20 protein-coding genes and 1 tRNA gene are annotated in these 19588 nt (G+C 41.2%); 13 read left to right on the plus strand and 8 right to left on the minus strand.

The window, feature by feature from the left end:
* Positions 1 to 3: 3 nt before the first annotated feature.
* From hypF to AFM12_RS03955, 8 genes are read left to right on the plus strand one after another with little or no spacing between them, the layout of a single operon-like run.
* The gene (gene hypF / locus AFM12_RS03920; protein WP_157687282.1) at positions 4 to 2274 is read left to right on the plus strand and encodes a carbamoyltransferase HypF; all 2271 of its coding nucleotides are present in this window, start codon (positions 4 to 6) and stop codon (positions 2272 to 2274) included.
* The gene (locus AFM12_RS03925; protein ID WP_055144104.1) at positions 2265 to 2552 is read left to right on the plus strand and encodes a HypC/HybG/HupF family hydrogenase formation chaperone; all 288 of its coding nucleotides are present in this window, start codon (positions 2265 to 2267) and stop codon (positions 2550 to 2552) included. Before hypF ends, AFM12_RS03925 begins: the two co-directional genes overlap by 10 nt.
* Positions 2553 to 2572: 20 nt before the next feature.
* Positions 2573 to 3676 carry a hydrogenase formation protein HypD gene (hypD, locus tag AFM12_RS03930; protein ID WP_055144106.1) on the plus strand — a complete coding sequence of 368 codons (1104 nt, stop codon included), beginning with the start codon at positions 2573 to 2575 and terminating at the stop codon, positions 3674 to 3676.
* A gap of 6 nt (positions 3677 to 3682) precedes the next feature.
* Positions 3683 to 4723 (plus strand): hydrogenase expression/formation protein HypE, encoded by a 1041-nt coding sequence (hypE, locus tag AFM12_RS03935; protein WP_229308454.1) that lies wholly within the window; start codon positions 3683 to 3685, stop codon positions 4721 to 4723.
* Positions 4723 to 5901: an NHL repeat-containing protein gene (locus AFM12_RS03940; RefSeq protein ID WP_229308455.1), complete on the plus strand. Its 1179-nt coding sequence runs from the start codon at positions 4723 to 4725 to the stop codon at positions 5899 to 5901. The genes hypE and AFM12_RS03940 overlap by 1 nt, the downstream gene beginning before the upstream one ends.
* Before the next feature lie 3 nt (positions 5902 to 5904).
* Positions 5905 to 6516, plus strand: a complete 612-nt coding sequence (locus tag AFM12_RS03945) for an urease accessory protein (protein WP_055144110.1) — start codon at positions 5905 to 5907, stop codon at positions 6514 to 6516.
* On the plus strand, positions 6513 to 6743 hold the full coding sequence (locus AFM12_RS03950) for a hypothetical protein (protein WP_055144112.1): 231 nt from the start codon (positions 6513 to 6515) through the stop codon (positions 6741 to 6743). The genes AFM12_RS03945 and AFM12_RS03950 overlap by 4 nt, the downstream gene beginning before the upstream one ends.
* Positions 6730 to 7287: a bifunctional nuclease family protein gene (locus AFM12_RS03955; protein WP_055144114.1), complete on the plus strand. Its 558-nt coding sequence runs from the start codon at positions 6730 to 6732 to the stop codon at positions 7285 to 7287. Before AFM12_RS03950 ends, AFM12_RS03955 begins: the two co-directional genes overlap by 14 nt.
* 499 nt (positions 7288 to 7786) lie before the next feature.
* On the opposite strand, the gene pgi is transcribed toward AFM12_RS03955, so the two are convergent.
* The 3 genes from pgi to AFM12_RS03970 form a co-directional block, all read right to left on the minus strand.
* On the minus strand, positions 7787 to 9439 hold the full coding sequence (pgi, locus tag AFM12_RS03960) for a glucose-6-phosphate isomerase (RefSeq protein WP_055144116.1): 1653 nt from the start codon (positions 9437 to 9439) through the stop codon (positions 7787 to 7789).
* Positions 9440 to 9488: 49 nt separating this feature from the next.
* Positions 9489 to 10286, minus strand: coding sequence for a glycoside hydrolase family 25 protein (locus tag AFM12_RS03965; RefSeq protein WP_055144118.1), 798 nt, complete (start codon positions 10284 to 10286; stop codon positions 9489 to 9491).
* Between the two features lie 97 nt (positions 10287 to 10383).
* The gene (locus AFM12_RS03970) at positions 10384 to 11019 is read right to left on the minus strand and encodes a peroxiredoxin (RefSeq protein ID WP_055144120.1); all 636 of its coding nucleotides are present in this window, start codon (positions 11017 to 11019) and stop codon (positions 10384 to 10386) included.
* A 119-nt stretch (positions 11020 to 11138) separates the two neighbouring features.
* Here AFM12_RS03970 and AFM12_RS03975 point away from each other — a divergent pair, with 119 nt between their 5' ends.
* From AFM12_RS03975 to AFM12_RS03990, 4 genes are read left to right on the plus strand one after another with little or no spacing between them, the layout of a single operon-like run.
* Entirely contained in the window at positions 11139 to 11777 is a 639-nt protein-coding gene (locus tag AFM12_RS03975; RefSeq protein ID WP_082391186.1) for an ABC transporter ATP-binding protein, read from the plus strand.
* Positions 11777 to 12958, plus strand: coding sequence for an ABC transporter permease (locus AFM12_RS03980; protein ID WP_055144122.1), 1182 nt, complete (start codon positions 11777 to 11779; stop codon positions 12956 to 12958). Before AFM12_RS03975 ends, AFM12_RS03980 begins: the two co-directional genes overlap by 1 nt.
* Positions 12959 to 12975: 17 nt before the next feature.
* Entirely contained in the window at positions 12976 to 13425 is a 450-nt protein-coding gene (locus AFM12_RS03985; RefSeq protein ID WP_055144124.1) for a DUF3299 domain-containing protein, read from the plus strand.
* A 4-nt stretch (positions 13426 to 13429) separates the two neighbouring features.
* Positions 13430 to 13975: a hypothetical protein gene (locus AFM12_RS03990; RefSeq protein ID WP_055144126.1), complete on the plus strand. Its 546-nt coding sequence runs from the start codon at positions 13430 to 13432 to the stop codon at positions 13973 to 13975.
* An 80-nt stretch (positions 13976 to 14055) separates the two neighbouring features.
* On the opposite strand, the gene AFM12_RS03995 is transcribed toward AFM12_RS03990, so the two are convergent.
* Positions 14056 to 15249 carry a M20 metallopeptidase family protein gene (locus tag AFM12_RS03995; protein ID WP_055144128.1) on the minus strand — a complete coding sequence of 398 codons (1194 nt, stop codon included), beginning with the start codon at positions 15247 to 15249 and terminating at the stop codon, positions 14056 to 14058.
* Between the two features lie 119 nt (positions 15250 to 15368).
* On the opposite strand from AFM12_RS03995, the gene gnd reads away from it, so the two are divergent.
* Entirely contained in the window at positions 15369 to 17240 is a 1872-nt protein-coding gene (gene gnd, locus AFM12_RS04000) for an NADP-dependent phosphogluconate dehydrogenase (RefSeq protein WP_229308456.1), read from the plus strand.
* 12 nt (positions 17241 to 17252) lie between these two features.
* Here gnd and AFM12_RS04005 read toward each other — a convergent pair whose 3' ends face one another.
* The 4 genes from AFM12_RS04005 to AFM12_RS04020 form a co-directional block, all read right to left on the minus strand.
* The gene (locus AFM12_RS04005) at positions 17253 to 17552 is read right to left on the minus strand and encodes a GIY-YIG nuclease family protein (protein ID WP_055144130.1); all 300 of its coding nucleotides are present in this window, start codon (positions 17550 to 17552) and stop codon (positions 17253 to 17255) included.
* A 70-nt stretch (positions 17553 to 17622) separates the two neighbouring features.
* Positions 17623 to 17696: transfer RNA gene (locus AFM12_RS04010), tRNA-Ile, on the minus strand.
* A 143-nt stretch (positions 17697 to 17839) separates the two neighbouring features.
* Positions 17840 to 18913 (minus strand): 4-oxalomesaconate tautomerase, encoded by a 1074-nt coding sequence (locus AFM12_RS04015; protein ID WP_055144133.1) that lies wholly within the window; start codon positions 18911 to 18913, stop codon positions 17840 to 17842.
* Between the two features lie 48 nt (positions 18914 to 18961).
* The gene (locus tag AFM12_RS04020; RefSeq protein WP_055144135.1) at positions 18962 to 19588 is read right to left on the minus strand and encodes an RraA family protein; all 627 of its coding nucleotides are present in this window, start codon (positions 19586 to 19588) and stop codon (positions 18962 to 18964) included.

The following is a 19588-nucleotide window of genomic DNA, read 5'->3' on the forward strand; positions in this document are numbered from 1 at the left end:
ATATTGACCAAAAATTGTACCGCATATGAACTCAACATCAGCGGAATGGTACAGGGCGTGGGCTTCAGGCCTTTTGTCTACAAATTGGCCTATGAGTGGGGGCTAACTGGCTACGTGAAAAACACGACCGAAGGAGTCTGCATCTATTTACAAACAGATCCGATAACCATTGACACGTTTATTGAGCAAATCAGGTTTCATTTTGGTGAACATATTTTTATCAGAGAGTTGGCAGTCACTAAGGTGAAGAACTTAAACCTAAACGACTTTTCAATTCATCATGACCTGAAATTGGCCCCTGCAAAAGTTTCTATTACCCCTGACTTAGCCACCTGTGAAGACTGCCTGCAAGAGTTATTTGACTCACAAAACAGAAGAAGCAATTACGGATATAATTCCTGTACACTATGCGGTCCAAGATACTCCATTTTAAACAGCCTTCCTTTTGATAGAGAAAACACCATGATGGCCGATTTTGGTCTCTGCCCTTCTTGTCAACAGGAATATGAAAACAGTAGAGACCGACGATTTTTTGCTCAAACCATTTCTTGTTCTGAATGCGGGATTAGGCATCAATTATTTGATCAGCACGACCAGGAAATAAATCTAACACAATCTGAAATCATCGGTTTTGCGGCAAAGAGAATTTCTGAAGGCAAAATTCTTTGTATTAAAGCAATCGGTGGTTTTCATTTGGTAGCCGACGCCACCAACCATAAGGCTATAAAAGAGCTAAGAGAAAGAAAAAACAGGCCATCCAGGCCCTTTGCTGTGATGTTTCGCAATTCAAGCCAAGTGCGGGAATATACCGAAGCTAGCCTTGCCGAACTTGAGGAATTGCAATCAGAAAAAGCCCCTATAGTCATTGTGAAACAAAAAAGCGGCACCAATCTCGCGAATGCAGTTGGGCCGGGTATAAATTCAGTCGGGGCTTTTCTGGCGTATAATCCTTTCTATCATTTACTACTTGACCAGTTGGCTCATCCGGTGGTCGCCACCAGTGCAAACTTGAGTGGAGAGCCTATTATCTATAAAAACGACAAGGCACAAGAAGACCTTAGAGGCATATATGATTATTTAGTGACTAATAATCGTCCAATTTCTATACCTCAGGACGACTCTGTTATAAGATTAAGTCCAAGACACAATAAGAAAATCATTCTAAGAAGAAGCCGGGGCTTCAGATTAGATGAAACCAGCCTTAAATTGAAAAAACCGGTGCTCTGTATGGGCTCAGATCTGAAATCCACTTTTACGCTGCAGACTGGCCATCAAACCTTTATCTCTCAATATTTAGGTGACCTTGAGAGCTTTCAAAGCCAAGAGAATTTTAATTTGGTTCTGACTCAATTCAGGAAACTTTTTATTCGTGACGGGCAGATTAAAAGTGTCTTAACTGATGCCCATCCTTTGTTTTACAGTAGCAGTTTGGGTAAAAGAATTGCGGATGATGAGCACCTGTCAATTATTCCAATTCAACATCATATAGCTCATTTTGCTGCCGTTTTTGGAGAACATTCTTCGTCATCTAGCCAACGCTCATTAGGTGTTGTGTGGGATGGTACAGGATACGGTGATGATGGGCAAATCTGGGGAGGTGAGTTTTTTCTATCTGATGGATCAAGTCTGAAGAGGGTTGCCCATTTGGAATATTTCAGAGTCATCTCCGGCAACAGGATGTCAAAAGAAACCAGACTTTCAGCATTATCGCTTACGGAGAGTAATGAGTTAAAGCCAAAATTTACAGAAAGGGAATGGAACAACTACAGAAAACTGAAGGCCGCCTCTCAAACTTGTACTAGCTCAATGGGCCGTGTTTTTGATGCTATCGCATCAATAATTGGCCTTACAGACCACCAAACATTTGAAGGAGAAGCTGCCATGCTTCTGGAGCAAAAGGCCCAGTCCTATTTTGATGTCAATGGTTATGCACCTTTACCCTACTACACTTTTGAAAAAGATGAAAAAATCGACGTCTATTCCATGGTAGAATCAATTTTTAAGGATCTGAACCTGGATATAAATCCGGAAGAAATTGCCGCCAGATTTCATGAAACTTTGGTTAAAATCATTGAAAAAATGGCCCAAAAGTATCATTCAGATGATATTTACTTCAGCGGAGGAGTTTTCCAAAATGCTCTTCTTGTTGACCTCATCATTGAAAGGTTATCAGGTTCGTACTCCCTTTATTTTCACGAAAAACTTTCTCCGAATGACGAGAACATCTCATTTGGACAGTTATCATACTTTAAAAACTTCAACCCATGTGTTTAGCAATTCCCGGAAAAATCAAGTCAATAGAACTACAGTACGATGGTGTGGTAAGAATGGCCAAAGTGCTTTTTGGAGGTATCACTAAAGAGGCCAGTTTGGAAATGCTGCCTGACGCCGAAGTTGGTGATTATGTTCTGGTACATGTTGGTGTAGCCATCTCAAAAATTGATGAAGAGGAAGCTCAGAAATCATTCAAATACCTCGAAGAAATCGGTGAAATAGATGAACTGGTAGAACATAGTCAGATAGATCGGAACGGCGGCCGGTGTCCGCTTTAGAAAAACAAAAATCCGAAGATATGAAATTTTTAAGCGAATACAGGAATCCTGAAATTGTACATCAGTATATTGATGAACTTCATAAAATAACCACCAAGGAATGGACTATCATGGAAGTTTGCGGAGGCCAAACCCATAGTCTGGTAAAAAATGGTATTCTCAATATTCTACCTGACAAAATAAATATGGTTCATGGGCCGGGTTGTCCGGTTTGTGTAACCCCTCTGAATCTAATTGACAAAGCTGTACACCTTGCAGAAGACAAAGGAGTCATTCTGTGTTCCTACGGCGATATGATTAGGGTGCCCGGCTCTAAAAAAAGCCTGCTCGAGGCTAAAGCCACCGGGGCTGATATCCGAATCATGTATTCACCACTTGAAGCCATTAAAATAGCCCGCGAAAACCCAGATAAGGAAGTCGTCTTTTTTGCTGTTGGCTTTGAGACCACTGCTCCGGCGAATGCTTTATCAATCATTCATGCAGAAAGAGAGGGTCTAACGAACTATTCGGTTCTCGCTTCACATGTGCTGGTACCACCTGCTATTGAAGCAGTTATGAATGATTCAGATACCCAAATTCAGGGTTTTCTGGCTGCGGGTCATGTGTGTACTATAATGGGTACCGGAGAATATGAACCGCTGGCACAGAAGTATAATATTCCAATAGTAGTGACTGGTTTTGAGCCCGTAGATCTACTTCAGGGAATTCTTATGACCGTCCGTCAACTGGAGAATGGCGAAGCCCGTCTGGAAAACCAATATGCAAGGGTAGTAAGACCAGAAGGTAATCCGGCCGCCATTGAAATGCTGAATCGGGTTTTCCAAATGGAAGATCGCGAGTGGCGGGGGTTGGGAACTATACCCAATAGCGGCTGGAATATCAGAACTGAACTGGAAGCTTATAATGCTGATATTAAGTTCAATGTCAATATTTTAAAAGTACCCGAATGTGCTGATTGCATTGCCGGACAGGTTTTAAAAGGAATAAAAAAGCCTTTTGAGTGCAGTCAGTTTGGCACAAACTGCACACCCGAAAAACCTCTGGGAGCCCCAATGGTCTCCTCTGAGGGTGCCTGTGCTGCCTACTATCATTACTCAAACGCCGGAGACGAAGTAAACGCCTGAAAATAAATGATTGCACTAGACTGCCCAATGCCTAAACTGGATTTTGACGTCATTACGCTGGGACATGGCTCTGGCGGTGTATTGACCAATAAGCTTCTGAAAAGTGGCGTTTTTGATTTACTCAAAAATCCATTGCTGGACACCCACCACGACGGAGCTGTTTTTGAGCTTAATGGCAAAACCGCTTTCAGTACTGACAGCTACGTTATTTCTCCAATCTTTTTCCCGGGGGGAAACATTGGCGAGCTGGCCATTAACGGTACTGTGAACGATCTGGCTATGTGCGGAGCCCAACCCAAATATCTTTCACTAAGCTTTATTATTGAAGAAGGTTTAAAAATGACCGAATTCTGGGAGGTCCTGGTCAGTATTAAAAAAGCAGCCGATACAGCCGGAGTTCAGATTGTTACCGGTGATACTAAAGTGGTAGAGAAAGGAAAAGGTGACAAACTTTTCATCAATACCGCTGGTGTGGGTCAACTAATGTCAAAGGCCAACATTGATATGAACCAAGTCAAACCCGGAGACAAAGTTATTGTCTCTGACAGTATTGCAAATCACGGAATTGCTGTAATGTCAATCCGGGAAGGTTTGGAATTTGAGACCTCAATCTTAAGCGACACCAGACCTCTTAATGGTATCGTAGGGAAGCTCATAGAAGAGTTTGGCTATGACATCCATTTACTGAGAGATGCCACAAGGGGCGGAGTGGCCTCAGTCCTGAATGAAATTGCTCAGGATGCTCAGGTCGGCATTGAAATTCTTCAAAAACATACTCCTGTAGACCCCGAAGTGGAGGGAGCATGTGAAATGTTAGGGCTGGATCCGCTTTATGTTGCCAATGAAGGAGTATTTATGATTATAGCTGATGCACAGATAGCTGATGACATTGTACAAATGCTCCGCACTTTTGAGGGGTCAAAAAAGGCTACAATTCTTGGTGAGATTGTCGAAGGGCATAAGCGACAGGTTATATTGCAAAGTGCAATTGGCGGTAAAAGAGTATTAAATATGCTGGTGGGCGAGCAGCTTCCCCGCATCTGCTAATGATAGATTTAAACATAGATATTAATCTCAAAGACCTATACCCCAGGCCTTTAAATATGCCTGAGGTGCCTCCTACTTTTTATAAGTCACTAGCCGGAGCGGATCCTCTCGTAAGCCAATATCAGATTTTTAAGGGCTCCAAACATTCTCCTTTCCTGGCTCCGAGGGGAGTTCTTCTTGACAAAAACTTACTTGCAGTCTCCGATACAGGGCAAAACAGGGTTTTCATCTGGAAGAAAGTCCCTAAAGAGGAATTTGCCGAACCTGATATAGTTTTAGGTCAAACTAATAGTGATAGCACAGGTAGAAATTCAGGATTATCCGTTACAGCCTGCACATTGCATTATCCATCTGGAATTTGGTCAGATGGTGAAAAGCTCATTGTAGCAGATGCCTGGAATCACCGGGTACTGATTTGGCATAGATTTCCTGAAATAAATGGACAGCCCGCTGATGTAGTTCTGGGCCAGCCCGGCTTTGAAACCAATGAGCCTAATGTTCATGGAATCGGTAGCCTTCCATCATCTCAATCTCTAAACTGGCCCTACGGAGTTTTTGTAAAAGACAACCAGCTCTTCATCGCCGATACAGGTAACCGTAGAATTCTCTATTTTAAGAGCATTCCTGAGAATAATTATGCCAAGGCTGACGGAGTTATTGGCAAAAAAGACTTTGAAACCCGTGATTATGAAAATAATGAACCTATTTGGCCCTATTCTTTACACATTAACGATCAGGGTAATTTGTCCGTAGCGGATACCCAGTTTTATCGTAATCTGATCTGGAAAAAATGGGAAGACGCCTTTGAAAAGGAAGCAGACCTCATTATAGGACAAAATGGCTTTAATGATGCAGGTCAAAATCAGTTTCACCTCTTCCCTAAAGAAAACACCATGAACTGGACCTACACCAGTCATTTTTATAAAAATGGGATATTCATAGCCGACACAGGTAATAGCAGGCTACTGTGGTTTTCAAAACTTCCGGATAGAAATAATTCCCCGGCTGACAACCTTATAGGCCACGATAATTTTAATACCGGAAGTGAAAATCAAAATACTAAATATGGTACAGAGAGCCAGCTTTACTGGCCATTTTCAATCTCATCTTATAAGAATAAATTAGCTATTGCCGATACAGGTAATCATCGTGTGGTTCTGACAGAATTAACCATTTAACCTATGACTGATTTAACATTTATCGCATTTTCTACCGCTATGGTTGGTTTTTTACATGCCTTTGAGGCGGATCACATAGTGGCCGTGAGTAATCTGGTAACAAGGAGATCTTCGACAAAACTGGCCATTAAAGACGGAGCTTTCTGGGGGCTCGGGCACAGCAGCATTATTCTTATAGTCGGTCTTATATTCTTGTTAGGTAAATTCCTGTTGGATGAAACTCTATTTGGATATTTTGAGGTTATTGTGGGGCTTATGCTCATTATTTTAGGCATAATAAGACTCCGCAAAGTGATTATTGATAACAATTCACCAACGCATCATCATGACCATAAGGTAGCGTATGGTGTGGGAGCAGTTCATGGTTTGGCCGGCAGTGGTGCCGTCATCATCGCGGCACTTTCAGAGACTAAATCTCCAAATGAGGGCATTATCTATCTTATTCTTTTCGGTATTGGTTCTATTTTGGGAATGATGCTGGCAGCCGGTGTTTTCAGTCTGCCTTTTTCTACTTTCTTTTTAAAAAACAAGAACATCACAAAAGCTCTTAGCTTGCTCTCCGCCCTTTTATGCATTGGGCTGGGAAGCTTCATCATATACGAGAACCTTATATGAGCGAGTACAATGAGGCAGACTTTGTAGCATATGCCCTAAGTCAAATGGATCTGGAAGTCATCACCAGAAATGGAAAATATTTCAACCTTAAAAATGGCTTCGACATAGAGGTTGAGAAAAAAGATCTCTATAGATTATCAAAGGAAGGTTGGGTAATTTCACCTTTTGACGATATTGGTCAACTCATTGAATTCATCAAAAAAAATGAGGGACATGCAGAAGATTGAAGTCAACGTCATCGCTCTAACAGAGAGTGTATCAAAACCTCAACATTATGTTCTGATACTTCAAGAGCCCAAATCTAAGAAGCGTATTCCTATTATTATTGGGATTCATGAGGCTAAATCTATAGCCATGTTTATGGAGAAACTAACGCCCTCAAGACCACAAACTCATGATCTTTTTATCTCCTTTTTTGATAAACTTCAATCAAAACTAAAAGAGGTCTTCATACATACACTAGATGATCAAACCTATTATAGTAAGGTTTTCTTTCATGATACTTACAAGGCCCTCCATGAAATAGATGCAAGACCGTCAGATGCTATTGCAATAGCTATTCGATGCGACTGCCCTATTTTTATCAGTGAGCTGATTCTCGAAACAACGGGATACCTCATTGACGAAAAAGGTAGAGAGAAAAAAGGCTCTTACGCAGAATACTCTATGCGGGAGCTGGAAGAACTTCTTGAAAAAGTCATTTTGAAAGAAGATTACGAAAGTGCAATTAGAATTAGAGAGGCTATAGAACGCCGAAAAAAAGCTCAATGATACTGGGTTAATCTCATGAAACAATTCAATCCAGGGACTCCCTGAAAACAAAATTAGCTCCAATCATCGATCGGAGCCAATCCGGCTACTGAGTGAATCTATACTACTTATTTTTATAACCTAATACGGTCTATATCTTAATTCTTATCTGAAGTTTTCACCGATGAATGCGGTTTTGAAAAGAATTGAACTGCCTGCTTGAATTTGTGAAAGCACGTATAAACAAATCACAAGCAGGCATTGAATGACATTTTTTGGTTGTCGGGTTCAATTTAGGTTTATCAAAAAAGCACGTAAATCCAACGGAAATAACTTAATCAAAAGGAGGTTTCAAGCTGTTTTTCTCTCGATTTCCCTATGACATTTCAAACATAATTTATTGAATTTATACTTCCAAAGAAAAAGTCTATAAATTTTAAAATTTCCATCTTTTCAGTAATTTTTGAAACTTTAGTATCAAAAAGAAGGCTCTTTTACAAGCCTTCCGTAGAAATTCTTCTTATTTATTCCACTTCTTAAAGGTGTTGATCAGACCGTTCGTTGAAGCGTCATGACTTGTAACCTCTGTGTCATCCTGCAATTCCGGATAAATATTTTTGGCCAATTCCTTTCCTAGCTCCACACCCCATTGATCAAAACTGAAAATGTTCCAGATGACACCCTGAACAAAAATTTTATGCTCATACATTGCCAAAAGGCTTCCCAGAACTTTAGGCGTTAGCTTCTTCATAAGAATAGAGTTTGTAGGCTTGTTCCCTTCAAAAACCTTGAACGGCTTAAGGAAAGCTATTTCTTCGGCAGAAAGGCCTGAAGTTTTCAATTCAGCCTCTACCTGATCTTCATCTTTACCATTCATTAAGGCCTCTGTTTGAGCAAAATAGTTCGCCAGAAGCATTCTGTGTTGATCCCCTACCGGATTGTGAGTATTTGCTGGTGCAATAAAATCACAGGGAATTAACTTTGTTCCCTGATGGATCAATTGATAAAAAGCATGCTGACCATTCGTACCAGGTTCACCCCAAATGATTGGGCCCGTTTGATAACTGACTACCTGACCCGAGCGATCCACATATTTTCCGTTTGATTCCATATCACCCTGCTGGAAATAAGCCGCAAAACGGTGCATGTATTGGTCATACGGAAGAATGGCATGAGACTCAGCACCATAAAAATTATTGTACCATATGCCAAGCAAACCTAACACTACAGGAACATTTCTTCCCAAAGGAGTTGATTTGAAGTGAATATCCATGACATGAGCTCCCTCCAGCAATTGAACATAATTCTTATAACCAATACTACAGGCAATTGATAAACCGATAGCACTCCAGAGGCTGTAACGACCACCAACCCAGTCCCAGAACTCAAACATGTTTTTGGTATCTATCCCAAAAGCCGAAACGCCTTTTTCGTTTGTTGAAAGAGCAACGAAATGTTTTTTCACATCTCCTTCTTCTGCCCCACTCCTGAGAAACCACTCTTTTGCGGCACCGGCGTTCGCCATGGTCTCCTGGGTAGTAAAGGTTTTGGAGGCAATCATGAAAAGCGTAGTTTCAGGATTGACCTTCTTCAAAGTTTCCGCAATGTGCGTTCCGTCAACATTAGAGACGAAATGAACATTTAATCCCTTTTTGGCGTACGGTTTCAAAGCCTCAGTCACCATCACGGGGCCCAAATCTGAACCTCCAATACCAATATTGACAATATCCTTTATTTTATTTCCGGTATAACCCTTCCATTCACCCGAACGAACTGACTCTGAGAAACTTTCCATTTGAGCCAACACGCGATTTACATCTGGCATGACATCTTTGCCATCTACCATTACAGGTGTATTTGAACGATTTCTTAGAGCTGTATGAAGCACAGCACGTCCCTCGGTCTGATTGATTTCATCTCCGGCAAACATTTTCGCAATAGCATCTTCAAGCTCACATTCTTCCGCCAATTTGACCAAATAGGCCATGGTACGACCGTTGATTCGGTTCTTTGAATAGTCAAGAAGAATATCCTGAAAACGAATGGTAAACTTCTTAAAACGTTTAGGATCCTCCTCAAAAAGTTCCTTGATCGTCTTCTTTGAAATTGTTTTTTGATGCGACTTAAGTGTTAAGAAAGCCTTGGTTTGCGTAAAGTCAATAGACTGCAACATAGGGAGAGTAATACTGTTAAATGAAGAAACAAATGTGTCTTAAAAAGACTTACTGACGAAAAGTAATTCTTTCGAAATCAAAATCATCCTTGAGGAATACATTAAAATCTACGTTAGATTCTATACCCGGCACCTGACCAATTGTACTGTATTGCCAGAAATAAACCTTGTCTAAATCAAAACCGGCGGGTTCAGGCACGTTATACTGAGAAATCCAGAGTGGATGTTCTTGAAAATACTCTTTCACATAGGTATCGTAGATGTACCTATTAGTATAAATTATGGGTTTTACACCGTAATGTTTTTCAATTATGTCGAGCCAAAGACTCACATTTCTAACAATATTTCTTTTTGACGCCCCCCGACCCAATACTTCCCAATCCAGGACTGGCACAAAATCTCCCTTCTCTGGCTTCACTGTCAAAATGTAATTCAAAGCCTGTAATTTGGGGTCTGTTTCGGGTCTGAAAAAGTGATAGGCCCCCCTCTTAATTTCATTATCCTTCAGACCTTTCCAATTCGCTTCAAATCTTTTATCTATCAGGTCTGTACCTTCAGTAGCTTTCAGAAAACAGAACTTTACGGCCGTATGATGCTGATTATGAGAAGAGACTTTCTCCCAGTCGATATCACCATTATGATGCGAAAGATCAACCCCATGTGTTTGATATTGAAGTGGAATTCGAAGATTAGGCTTCTCGGATGAAGGTCTGAGCATACCATCAGTTACCGAAGAAGGGTATGTGGCGAGAAAGAAAGTCAAAACCAAGGCATAAAGACTGTCAGGCCTAAAAATGAAGTTGAGCGTACGGTCAACCCAGGTGGTATGATTCTTTCTTCTTCTCACTCAAAAAATTTGAACAAAAATAGGTTGAAAATACCGCTTATTCAAAGAAAAAGGGCTGCCATTTTCATGACAACCCTTACTTCTATTCCGTTGATAATTACTTGTTTGGCTGAGGTGTATATCTCAGATATGGCTTTACCTCTTTCACGCCTTTAGGAAATTTCTTAATCGCGTCTTCAGTACTGATCGTTGGTATTACAATAGCATCATCCCCATCTTTCCAGTCAGCTGGTGTGGCCACCGAGTGATTCGCAGTAAGCTGAAGACTATCAATTACCCGAAGCAACTCTGTAAAATTTCTACCGGTTGAAGCCGGGTAGGTGAGCATTAATTTGATAGTCTTGTCAGGTCCAATGATAAAAACCGAACGTACTGTTGCTTTGGCAGATGCATTTGGATGAATCATATCATATAATTCAGCGACTTTACGATCTTCATCAGCAATAATTGGGAAATTCATGGTAACACCATTCACTTCTTCAATATCCGGGATCCATTTATTGTGAGATTCAAGATCGTCAACTGAAACCGCAATGGTTTTTACTCCTCTTTTCTCAAACTCACCTTTTAAAAGAGCTGTTTTACCTAATTCGGTTGTACAAACAGGAGTAAAGTCTGCGGGGTGAGAAAAAAGCATTCCCCAAGAGTCTCCAAGCCACTCATGAAAATTAATTTTGCCCTGTGTTGTGTCTGCTGTAAAATCCGGTGCAATATCACCTAATCGTAATGACATAGTTTTGTTACTTTTTTTGGTTGAAAATAGTTTTCAAAATTACATTTTTTAAGGCAACTATACCTGTGATAATTCTCATATTTTCTAGGCCAGTTAACCCAATTCATTAATTTTGTTTCATGGAAGATGTGCTCCGTTTAGAAAACCTGAAATTCTCCTATGGGGTTCATAAAACCTTTACTTTTCCTGATTTGATTCTAAAACAAAACGAGCAACTTCTGATCCTCGGAAACAGTGGAATTGGCAAGAGTACATTACTTCATTTAATGGCTATGCTCCTCAGGCCTGAATCAGGCAAAATCCTTCTAAATGGGAAAGACACAGCAGGCCTTACACAGAAAGAAACCGGACACATCAGAGCTCAGGAGGTAGGCATTGTTTTTCAGCAGCATCATTTTGTAAAATCCCTAAATGTTCTAGAAAATTTAACGTTGGCAAACTACTTCTCAAACCAGTCTCAAAATCTGAAAAAGGCGAAAGATTTGTCGCGAAGCCTTGAAATTGATCACTTATTAAAGCAACCTATTTATGAACTCAGTGGTGGCGAAAAGCAAAGGGTAGGCATAGCCCGGGCCTTAATGAATGACCCCTCATTAGTCCTTGCTGATGAACCTACCGCAAGCTTGGATGATAAAAACTGTGAGGCCGTATACCACCTTTTAACTGAAAGCTGTAAACGAAACAAATCTGCACTAGTAATAGTAACGCATGACCAAAGGTTGAAAAGTTTAATTCCAAACCAACTGATCTTAAGCTGATGTTCCTCAAAATCGTTTTGAAAAAAATCTGGCACAAAAAACTAAGTAGTTTGCTGTGCATTGTGCTCATGGGGATCGGTGTGGCGATTATTTCTTTGGTCGCCAACCTTGGTAAACAGCTTGAAAAAAGCTTTTCTGAAAATATTTCTGGAATCGACATGGTGGTGGGAGCTAAAGGCTCACCTTTGCAATTGATACTTTCTTCCGTTTTTCATATTGATGCCCCTACAGGCAATATTTCTTTGGAAGAAGCCAATAGGATTGTTCGGTCAAATCCACAGGTCAAAAGCTTCATTCCCCTTTCTTTTGGTGATAACTTTAAAGGGTATCGGATCGTTGGGAGTACCCCTGCCCTACTTGAAAAATATCAGGCGGTATTTCAGCAAGGACAGATCTTTGAAGAACCTATGCAGGTGGTTTTAGGAGCCAAAGTGGCTGAAGATTTAGAGTTGAAACTGGACAATACTTTTCAAAGTGCTCACGGACTCGATGCCGAGGGTGAAACACATGAGCAGAAACCTTACAATGTTTCAGGCATACTTCAACCTACCGGCTCGGTAATCGACAAATTGATTCTTTGTGATCTTTCAAGTATCTGGAATATTCACATTCATGAAGATGAAGTGCATGAGGAAGATCGGGAAATCACGGCGGCTTTAGTGAATTTCAGGTCACCAATGGGTCTGATGACCATGCCCAGAATTATTAATGAGAACAGTACAATGCAGGCCGCCTTACCATCCATTGAGATGAATCGACTGCTTTCTCTTTTTGGCTCCGCCATTGATATTTCAAAATACCTGGCTTACCTCATAGTGGTCATTTCAGGTTTAAGTGTCTTTATTTCGTTGTACAATTCTTTGAAAGAAGAACAGGAGGAAAAAGCTCTGATGATGACTTTGGGAGCAAGCAGAACAACAGTTTTCGGACTACTTTTGACTGAAGGTCTGCTTCTGAGTGCCTTGGGTTATATATTGGGCCTGGTTATCTCAAGACTTGTGATGTGGCTTATCAACCAATTCTTTGCAAAGGAATATCTCATGAATTTGAACCTTTGGGAAATAAGCACCTATGAAATTTATCTGTTAGCGATGGCGTTAGTTATTGGAATTATCTCGGCTGGCTTGCCTTCTATAGGGGTTTACCGCATAAATTTGTCGGAAACGCTTGCAAAGCACTAAGTGAATCGCATTAAAAAATGATCAAATACACCAAAATCTTCTTTTTCATTTTATCCAGCTTGTTGACTTTGAGTGTCTGGGCTGTTGATGAGCCACTCACGATTAGCTGGAAAACCCTTGGCGATGTTAATTTCAATAAGAAATGGAATCCTTCCGAAGGAATGTTTATTCTGGAGCCCGAGTTTGGCAATTCTGTTAAACAATTGAATGGGAAAATGGTTAAGATTACCGGCTATATGATCCCCATTGATATTGAAACCAACTATTATGTACTCTCCGCTAACCCGTATGCTGCCTGCTTTTTTTGCGGCGGTGCGGGGCCTGAATCTGTCCTGAGTATAAAATTTAAAAAGGTTACCCGTCGTTTTGATACTGACGAGCGACTCACAATTTCAGGTAAATTAGTGCTTAACAAAGACAACCTGGACGAATTGAATTACATCTTAACCGAAGCTGAAGTACACTAACAATATGAAGAAAACACTGATCATAATGGCTGTTTTAACCGCCATTGCTTTCCAATCAAATGCACAGTACGACAAAAACGTGGCTATCGGCATCAGAATTGGCGAGCCACTAGGATTGAACATCCGGAAATACTTTCAATATGGCGACAAGGCCTTTGATGTGAATTTCGGGACATACGGTTTTCTATATGGAACTACCCGAAAATACCGTAAAGGCGAATATCAGAAATCGGGACTGATGTTTCAGGGGCTTTACAGCTGGCATTATGCCATTGGGAAAAATCAGGCACTGAAGGCCTATTATGGTTTCGGTGGACAGATCAATTACCGTGATTATGCTTCCGAAGGAAATATCATCGGCACCCGCCAGGACGGCGAAAAGCATGTATCGCTCGGCCCTGCCGGAAACGCTGGTGTGGAATATGATCTTCCGGGTAATGATGTTGGTATATTCCTCGATGGCGGAGTTTACACCGAGCTGATTCCTGATCTACTCTTCCTTCACCCGCAGATTAATGCAGGTATAAGGGTTAATTTGGTGAGAAGGTAGATTCCATCAATAGGTGTAAATAAAAAAGGAGCTTCGAGGCTCCTTTTTTATTAATCCCTTGCTTATCTATCAGCTCCGAGTCAATGCTCCCCTAACTCTCGCAAAGCATTCCAAGCCATTAAGCCCATGCCGATTTCAATAGCACCTTCGTCAATATCAAAAGTTGGAGTATGCACTCCTGAAATAATGCCTTTTTCTTCGTTTCGGATACCCAAACGGTAAAAACAACTATCGATCACCTGTGAGTAGAAGGCAAAGTCTTCTCCAGCCATCCAAAGATCCAAGTCCACCACATTTTCAGCCCCCATAAATTCCGTGGCGTATGAACGCATTTTACGGGTTAGATCAGGGTTATTCTCCAGATAAGGATAACCATGGCCAATGTACACTTCGCAACTCCCTCCCATGGATTCCGCCATAGTTTTGGCCATTTTTTCAATGAGTTCAAGTCCTTTTGCTCTCCACTCTTCATTCATATTACGGAAAGTACCATCAATTTTAACCTCATTCGGAATCACGTTTGTGGCTCCCAGACCGACTATTTTACCGAAAGTCAACACAGAAGGGTTCGTTGGCTTTCTGTTTCTACTAACAATTTGCTGCAAAGCCACGATGATATGTGAGGCAATCAGAATCGGATCAATGCATTGATCAGGAGCTGCTCCATGCCCACCTTTTCCCTTGACTGTCAGGTAAATTTCATCGGTACTGGCCATATACATACCTTCTCTGAAACCGATTTTACCTACCGGTAAATTTGGAGCCACATGTTGCCCGATCATCCCGAAGGGTCTCGGGTTTTCAAGCACACCTTCTTTTATCATGAGTGAGGCTCCCCCGGGTACTTTTTCTTCTCCGGGTTGAAAAACAAGTTTAACCGTTCCTTCAAAATCATCTTTTAATTGAGATAAAATACGAGCTGTACCCAATAAAGAGGTCGTATGCACATCATGACCACAAGCATGCATTACACCCTCATTTTTTGACTTATAAGGTACTTCGTTGGCTTCCAGAATAGGTAAAGCATCCATATCCGCACGGAGGCCAATCACTTTTTTATCCGGATTTTTTCCTTTGACCATAGCCACAACCCCGGTACCGGCCACGCCTTCCTGAGGCTCAAGACCCATCTCCCTGAGTTTTTGAGCTACAAAAGCAGAGGTTTTGTATTCTTCAAAAGATAACTCCGGGTTAGCGTGCAAATGTCTCCGAATGGCCACTGAATCTGCAGAAAAGTCTTTTGCCAGACCTTTAACCTTCTCTAATAAATCCATATGATTTCCTTGTTTCACTGCAAATCTAGGCCTTTTCTCTACTTTGTGGAATCTCTCCCCGCTTTCTTGGCGAAAAAAGGATGCTTTTGCTTTCTTTGCCGAAATTCTAAGGAAATTCTATGATTCTATTCGTGATGGGTGTTTGCGGAAGTGGCAAAAGCACCATTGGCCAGTCGCTTGCAAAAGAACTCAAATATCCGTTTTTTGATGGCGATGATTTTCATCCGCAGGCTAATATTGACAAAATGAGCAAAGGTCAGCCTCTAAACGATGATGACAGACAAGGCTGGCTTCAGGCTTTGAATCAAAAGGCTAAAGAGGTTAAAGAAGGTGTTTTTGCTTGCTCAGCCCTGAAAGAAAGCTATCGCCAAATTCTTTTTGAAGGAATTCCTTGGGGGCAATTGGTTTATTTAAACGGGAGTTTTGAGTTGATAGACACCAGAATGAAAGCCCGGAAAGATCACTTTATGCCACCAGGTTTGCTTACTTCTCAATTCCAAACTTTAGAAGAGCCAGAGTATGGTTTGAATATCTCAATTGATCAGGAACCGGAAAAAATCGTTGAAGAAATTATGGAAAATTTATCACCTGGAAATCAGGAATTCGGTTTGATTGGTTTGGGAGTTATGGGCAAAAGCCTGGCCCGAAATCTGGCAGGCAAAGGTTTTAAACTCGCCTTATACAATCGTTTTGTGAAAAACTCTGAAGAGCAAGTGGCCGAGAAATTCATTGAGGAGTTTGATGAACTAAACGACTGCAAAGGTTTTGAGGATTTAGGAGCATTTGTCAATAGCCTTTCAACTCCCCGAAAAATATTTTTAATGGTAAATGCCGGGAAAGTGACCGATTTGGTGATTGAGGAATTAAAACCATTGCTTGATAAGGGTGATATTATTATTGACGGTGGTAACTCCCATTTTGCTGATACTCAAAGAAGAATGGAGGATTTGAAAGCAAACGGACTTCATTTTATCGGAACTGGCGTATCAGGGGGTGAAGAAGGGGCTTTAAAAGGCCCTTCAATCATGCCGGGAGGAGACAAAGAAGCTTATCAAAAGATAGCCCCTTATCTGGAAGCCATTGCGGCCCGCGATGCTCAGGGAAATGGCTGCTGCACTTACATTGGTAAAGGAGGGTCAGGTCATTTTGTAAAGATGATACATAATGGTATTGAATACGCCGAAATGCAGCTTCTGGCCGAGGTTTATGCTCTTTTGAGGTATGTCAACGGCTTATCACCCGAACAGATTTCTGATGAGCTGCAATCCTGGGAAACTAACGGTTTGAGCAGCTATTTGCTGGAAATCACTCATAAACTATTACTCAAGAAAGAGGGCGAAGCGTACCTGGTTGATTTGATTTTAGATAAAGCGGGTAATAAAGGTACGGGAAGCTGGACAACAATCTCAATGGCTGAACTGGGCATACCAGCCACCATGATTTCTTCAGCTCTTTTTGCTCGATATATTTCATCTTTTAAACAAAAGAGAGAACGGTATCAAAAGCAATTTGATCTTTCAACAACTAAGCAAAGTCAGGTTTCAACAAATGATTTGAGAAATGCCTACCAACTCGCTCGATTGGTGAATCATCAGCAAGGTTTTGAACTCATTAATGAAGCCTCAAAACAGTATCAATGGGAACTCAATTTACCCGAGCTGGCCCGTATCTGGACTAACGGCTGCATCATTCGCTCAGAATTGATGGAAGAACTGATTGGTCGCTTAAAATCTGGAACAGACTTCTTATTAACCTTAGAAAAAGAAGAATTAGCGATTAAACTCGAAGCATTAAAAGCCATAACCATAGCCGGAATTCAAACCGGAGTGTCTTTGCCAACTCATTTATCAGCAATGGATTATCTCAATACCCAACTGTTTGATTACCCAACAGCAAACATCATTCAGGCTCAGCGTGATTTTTTTGGTGCTCACACCTATAAAAGAGTGGATGATCCTGAGGGGCCGTCGCACCATACGGTTTGGGAGTAGAATTGGGGAGGGTCAATTTCTTGTACTATCCTTCAAGTTTTCAACCAGCTCAGGGTATTTCTTCAAATTCCGGATATTAATAGAGCTTTTCATTGACTTTACCTTTTGCTCAATTCTGATTGTATGAGAATAATCAATCGCTTCGATTTTAAGAAAAAGTCGCCAGTCATTGGCTTGCTTAGAAAAATGTTGCCCTCTATAAAAGCCGTTGTTATGTTTTTCGATTCTATCCTTCAAAGAAAACTGGCAAGCCCCTGTGTAAAACTTCATAAGCATGTCAGACCAGAGAATATAACAGCAGATATCACGCATAATGTATGTAGATTGTATGCCTTAAATGAAAAAGGAGTTACAACTATCGTCGTAACTCCTTGATTTTCAGTGGGCCCACCTGGGCTCGAACCAGGGACCACCTGATTATGAGTCAGGTGCTCTAACCAACTGAGCTATAGGCCCTGCTTAAAAGCGAGTGCAAAGATAATTGGTTTGTACTTCTTATCAAATCAAGTTTTGAGAGGATTTTTTGAAACTTTTCCTATGGCTATTAATCATCTTCTAATTAATACTTTACTTATTTTTCCAAAGGATTAGATTTCAGTTCAAGGAATATAAACCTCCCCTTTGCTTAAAATTCTAGCTGTTCGAATGACTCCAGCCTTGAGTATTTTAGGTTGCTTATTATTCTCTTCAATCTGTAATTGAACAGTCATTGCTCCGGTAGGGTGTTCTAATTTGAAAAGAGACTCGTTTGAGGAAATCTCAGCTATTTCATTTGCTACCGTTCCTTGGTAGACACAGGCCGTGGCTACCGAGACAGCGGCCAAAACTCCAATCGCTTCATGAACCCGGTGCGGAATAAACATTCGGGTATTGACTATTCCACCATTCAGTGGCGAAGAAATGAGACACATTTTAGGGATGGTCTTGTTTGAAACATCCCCCAGGTTCATAATCCTTCCAGCTTGTAATCTGATTGATTCAATTTCAGTTTTCAAATTCTCATTTGTTTCCAGCTCTTCTACTGATTCGTTACCAGAAAGCTTAAAGTCGGAAGCTTTTAGCAAAACAACCGGCATTCCGTTATCTATGCACGTAACCTCCTTTCCATCAATTATATCTGTTAATTTCCTGGTAGGAAAAAGCGATCCACAGGATGAACCTTCAATATCCAGATAATTACAAATAACAGGAGCCGAAGTGCCCGGAACACCATCAACCGCGACGTCACCTTTTTCGGCAAGAATTCCACCCGGAGTTTGAGCAGTAATTTCGCAAATTGCCCCGGTATTCATCATTTTTACCCGAACCGTAGTCTTTTCCAAACCCGGTTCAATAAGACCTGTTTCCAGAGCAAAATGAGGCACAGCGGCCAAAATATTTCCACAAGTTTGATTGGTAGAAACCCTACCCTCACCTACCACCACTTGAACAAAAAGGTAATCCAGATCGGCCTTGGGAGATGTGGAAGGAGTAATGATTGCCACTTTACTGGTTAAACTGGTTGCTCCTCCAAGTCCGTCAATTTGACGGGAATCACCTTCGAGAGTCCCCTCCATCGCTAAAAGAAGAAACTTATTTCTCTTGTCCTCATCTGCGGGAAGATCAGAAGCATTGAAGTAAAGCCCTTTGGAACTTCCTCCCCTTATCTGCATATATGGAATTTTTCTAGCCATTTATTTGCGTGATCTGTTCACCGATAAATTTGATTGAGTCAAACTTGTTTAATAACCAAATTCTTTGTCCCAGCCATAAATTTGAAGAGAAGTCTCACCTTTAAGAATCCTGGCCCTTGTGTTTGCCTCTTTTTCTTCCCGTTTTTTTGAGAATTCAATAGCTTCTTCAACTCTTCCTTTGGGCACAATGACTATGCCATCGCGATCACCCACCACAATATCACCCGGCTCAATAATTACATCTCCAATTTTTATAGCTTCGTTTAGAACTCCTCGAGGGTCTTTTCCGGTGCCTTTGATACATAAACCTCTGCAGAAGACCGGGAAACCCAGATTTTCAATTTCATCGGCATCTCTGACACAGGCATTAATAACCAAACCAGCCATGCCTTGTTTCATGGCTCCTGTGGTTAGTAGATCACCCCAATAGCCGGCATCATAGGCACCTGAACACTCAGCCACAAGAACGGAGCCCCGCGGAGCATAAGCATACGCCCGGTGAAGATTCACATTGCTGTAGGCAGCACATTCAATAGGATAAGCCGGCCCGCAAATTCGCATAGAAGGATTTAACCCTTTGATTTCATACGGCAAAGCTCCTGTTTTCCCGAGGGCCTCATGAATGGTAGCCGTTCCAAACTTTGAAAGTGCCAGCAATTGTTCTTTTGTTGTCAT

The organism is Jiulongibacter sediminis, from assembly GCF_001306455.1.
Lineage (GTDB): Bacteria > Bacteroidota > Bacteroidia > Cytophagales > Spirosomataceae > Jiulongibacter > Jiulongibacter sediminis.

Excerpts from the sequence above, each read along its gene's own strand:
- AFM12_RS03925 (WP_055144104.1), top strand. The coding sequence starts at position 2,265 with ATGTGTTTAGCAATTCCCGGAAAAATCAAGTCAATAGAACTACAGTAC.
- hypD (WP_055144106.1), top strand. The coding sequence starts at position 2,573 with ATGAAATTTTTAAGCGAATACAGGAATCCTGAAATTGTACATCAGTAT.
- hypE (WP_229308454.1), top strand. The coding sequence starts at position 3,683 with ATGATTGCACTAGACTGCCCAATGCCTAAACTGGATTTTGACGTCATT.
- AFM12_RS03940 (WP_229308455.1), top strand. The coding sequence starts at position 4,723 with ATGATAGATTTAAACATAGATATTAATCTCAAAGACCTATACCCCAGG.
- AFM12_RS03945 (WP_055144110.1), top strand. The coding sequence starts at position 5,905 with ATGACTGATTTAACATTTATCGCATTTTCTACCGCTATGGTTGGTTTT.
- AFM12_RS03950 (WP_055144112.1), top strand. The coding sequence starts at position 6,513 with ATGAGCGAGTACAATGAGGCAGACTTTGTAGCATATGCCCTAAGTCAA.
- AFM12_RS03955 (WP_055144114.1), top strand. The coding sequence starts at position 6,730 with ATGCAGAAGATTGAAGTCAACGTCATCGCTCTAACAGAGAGTGTATCA.
- pgi (WP_055144116.1), bottom strand. The coding sequence starts at position 9,439 with ATGTTGCAGTCTATTGACTTTACGCAAACCAAGGCTTTCTTAACACTT.
- AFM12_RS03970 (WP_055144120.1), bottom strand. The coding sequence starts at position 11,019 with ATGTCATTACGATTAGGTGATATTGCACCGGATTTTACAGCAGACACA.
- AFM12_RS03975 (WP_082391186.1), top strand. The coding sequence starts at position 11,139 with ATGGAAGATGTGCTCCGTTTAGAAAACCTGAAATTCTCCTATGGGGTT.
- AFM12_RS03980 (WP_055144122.1), top strand. The coding sequence starts at position 11,777 with ATGTTCCTCAAAATCGTTTTGAAAAAAATCTGGCACAAAAAACTAAGT.
- AFM12_RS03985 (WP_055144124.1), top strand. The coding sequence starts at position 12,976 with ATGATCAAATACACCAAAATCTTCTTTTTCATTTTATCCAGCTTGTTG.
- AFM12_RS03990 (WP_055144126.1), top strand. The coding sequence starts at position 13,430 with ATGAAGAAAACACTGATCATAATGGCTGTTTTAACCGCCATTGCTTTC.
- AFM12_RS03995 (WP_055144128.1), bottom strand. The coding sequence starts at position 15,249 with ATGGATTTATTAGAGAAGGTTAAAGGTCTGGCAAAAGACTTTTCTGCA.
- gnd (WP_229308456.1), top strand. The coding sequence starts at position 15,369 with ATGATTCTATTCGTGATGGGTGTTTGCGGAAGTGGCAAAAGCACCATT.
- AFM12_RS04005 (WP_055144130.1), bottom strand. The coding sequence starts at position 17,552 with ATGCGTGATATCTGCTGTTATATTCTCTGGTCTGACATGCTTATGAAG.
- AFM12_RS04015 (WP_055144133.1), bottom strand. The coding sequence starts at position 18,913 with ATGGCTAGAAAAATTCCATATATGCAGATAAGGGGAGGAAGTTCCAAA.
- AFM12_RS04020 (WP_055144135.1), bottom strand. The coding sequence starts at position 19,588 with ATGACAACAAAAGAACAATTGCTGGCACTTTCAAAGTTTGGAACGGCT.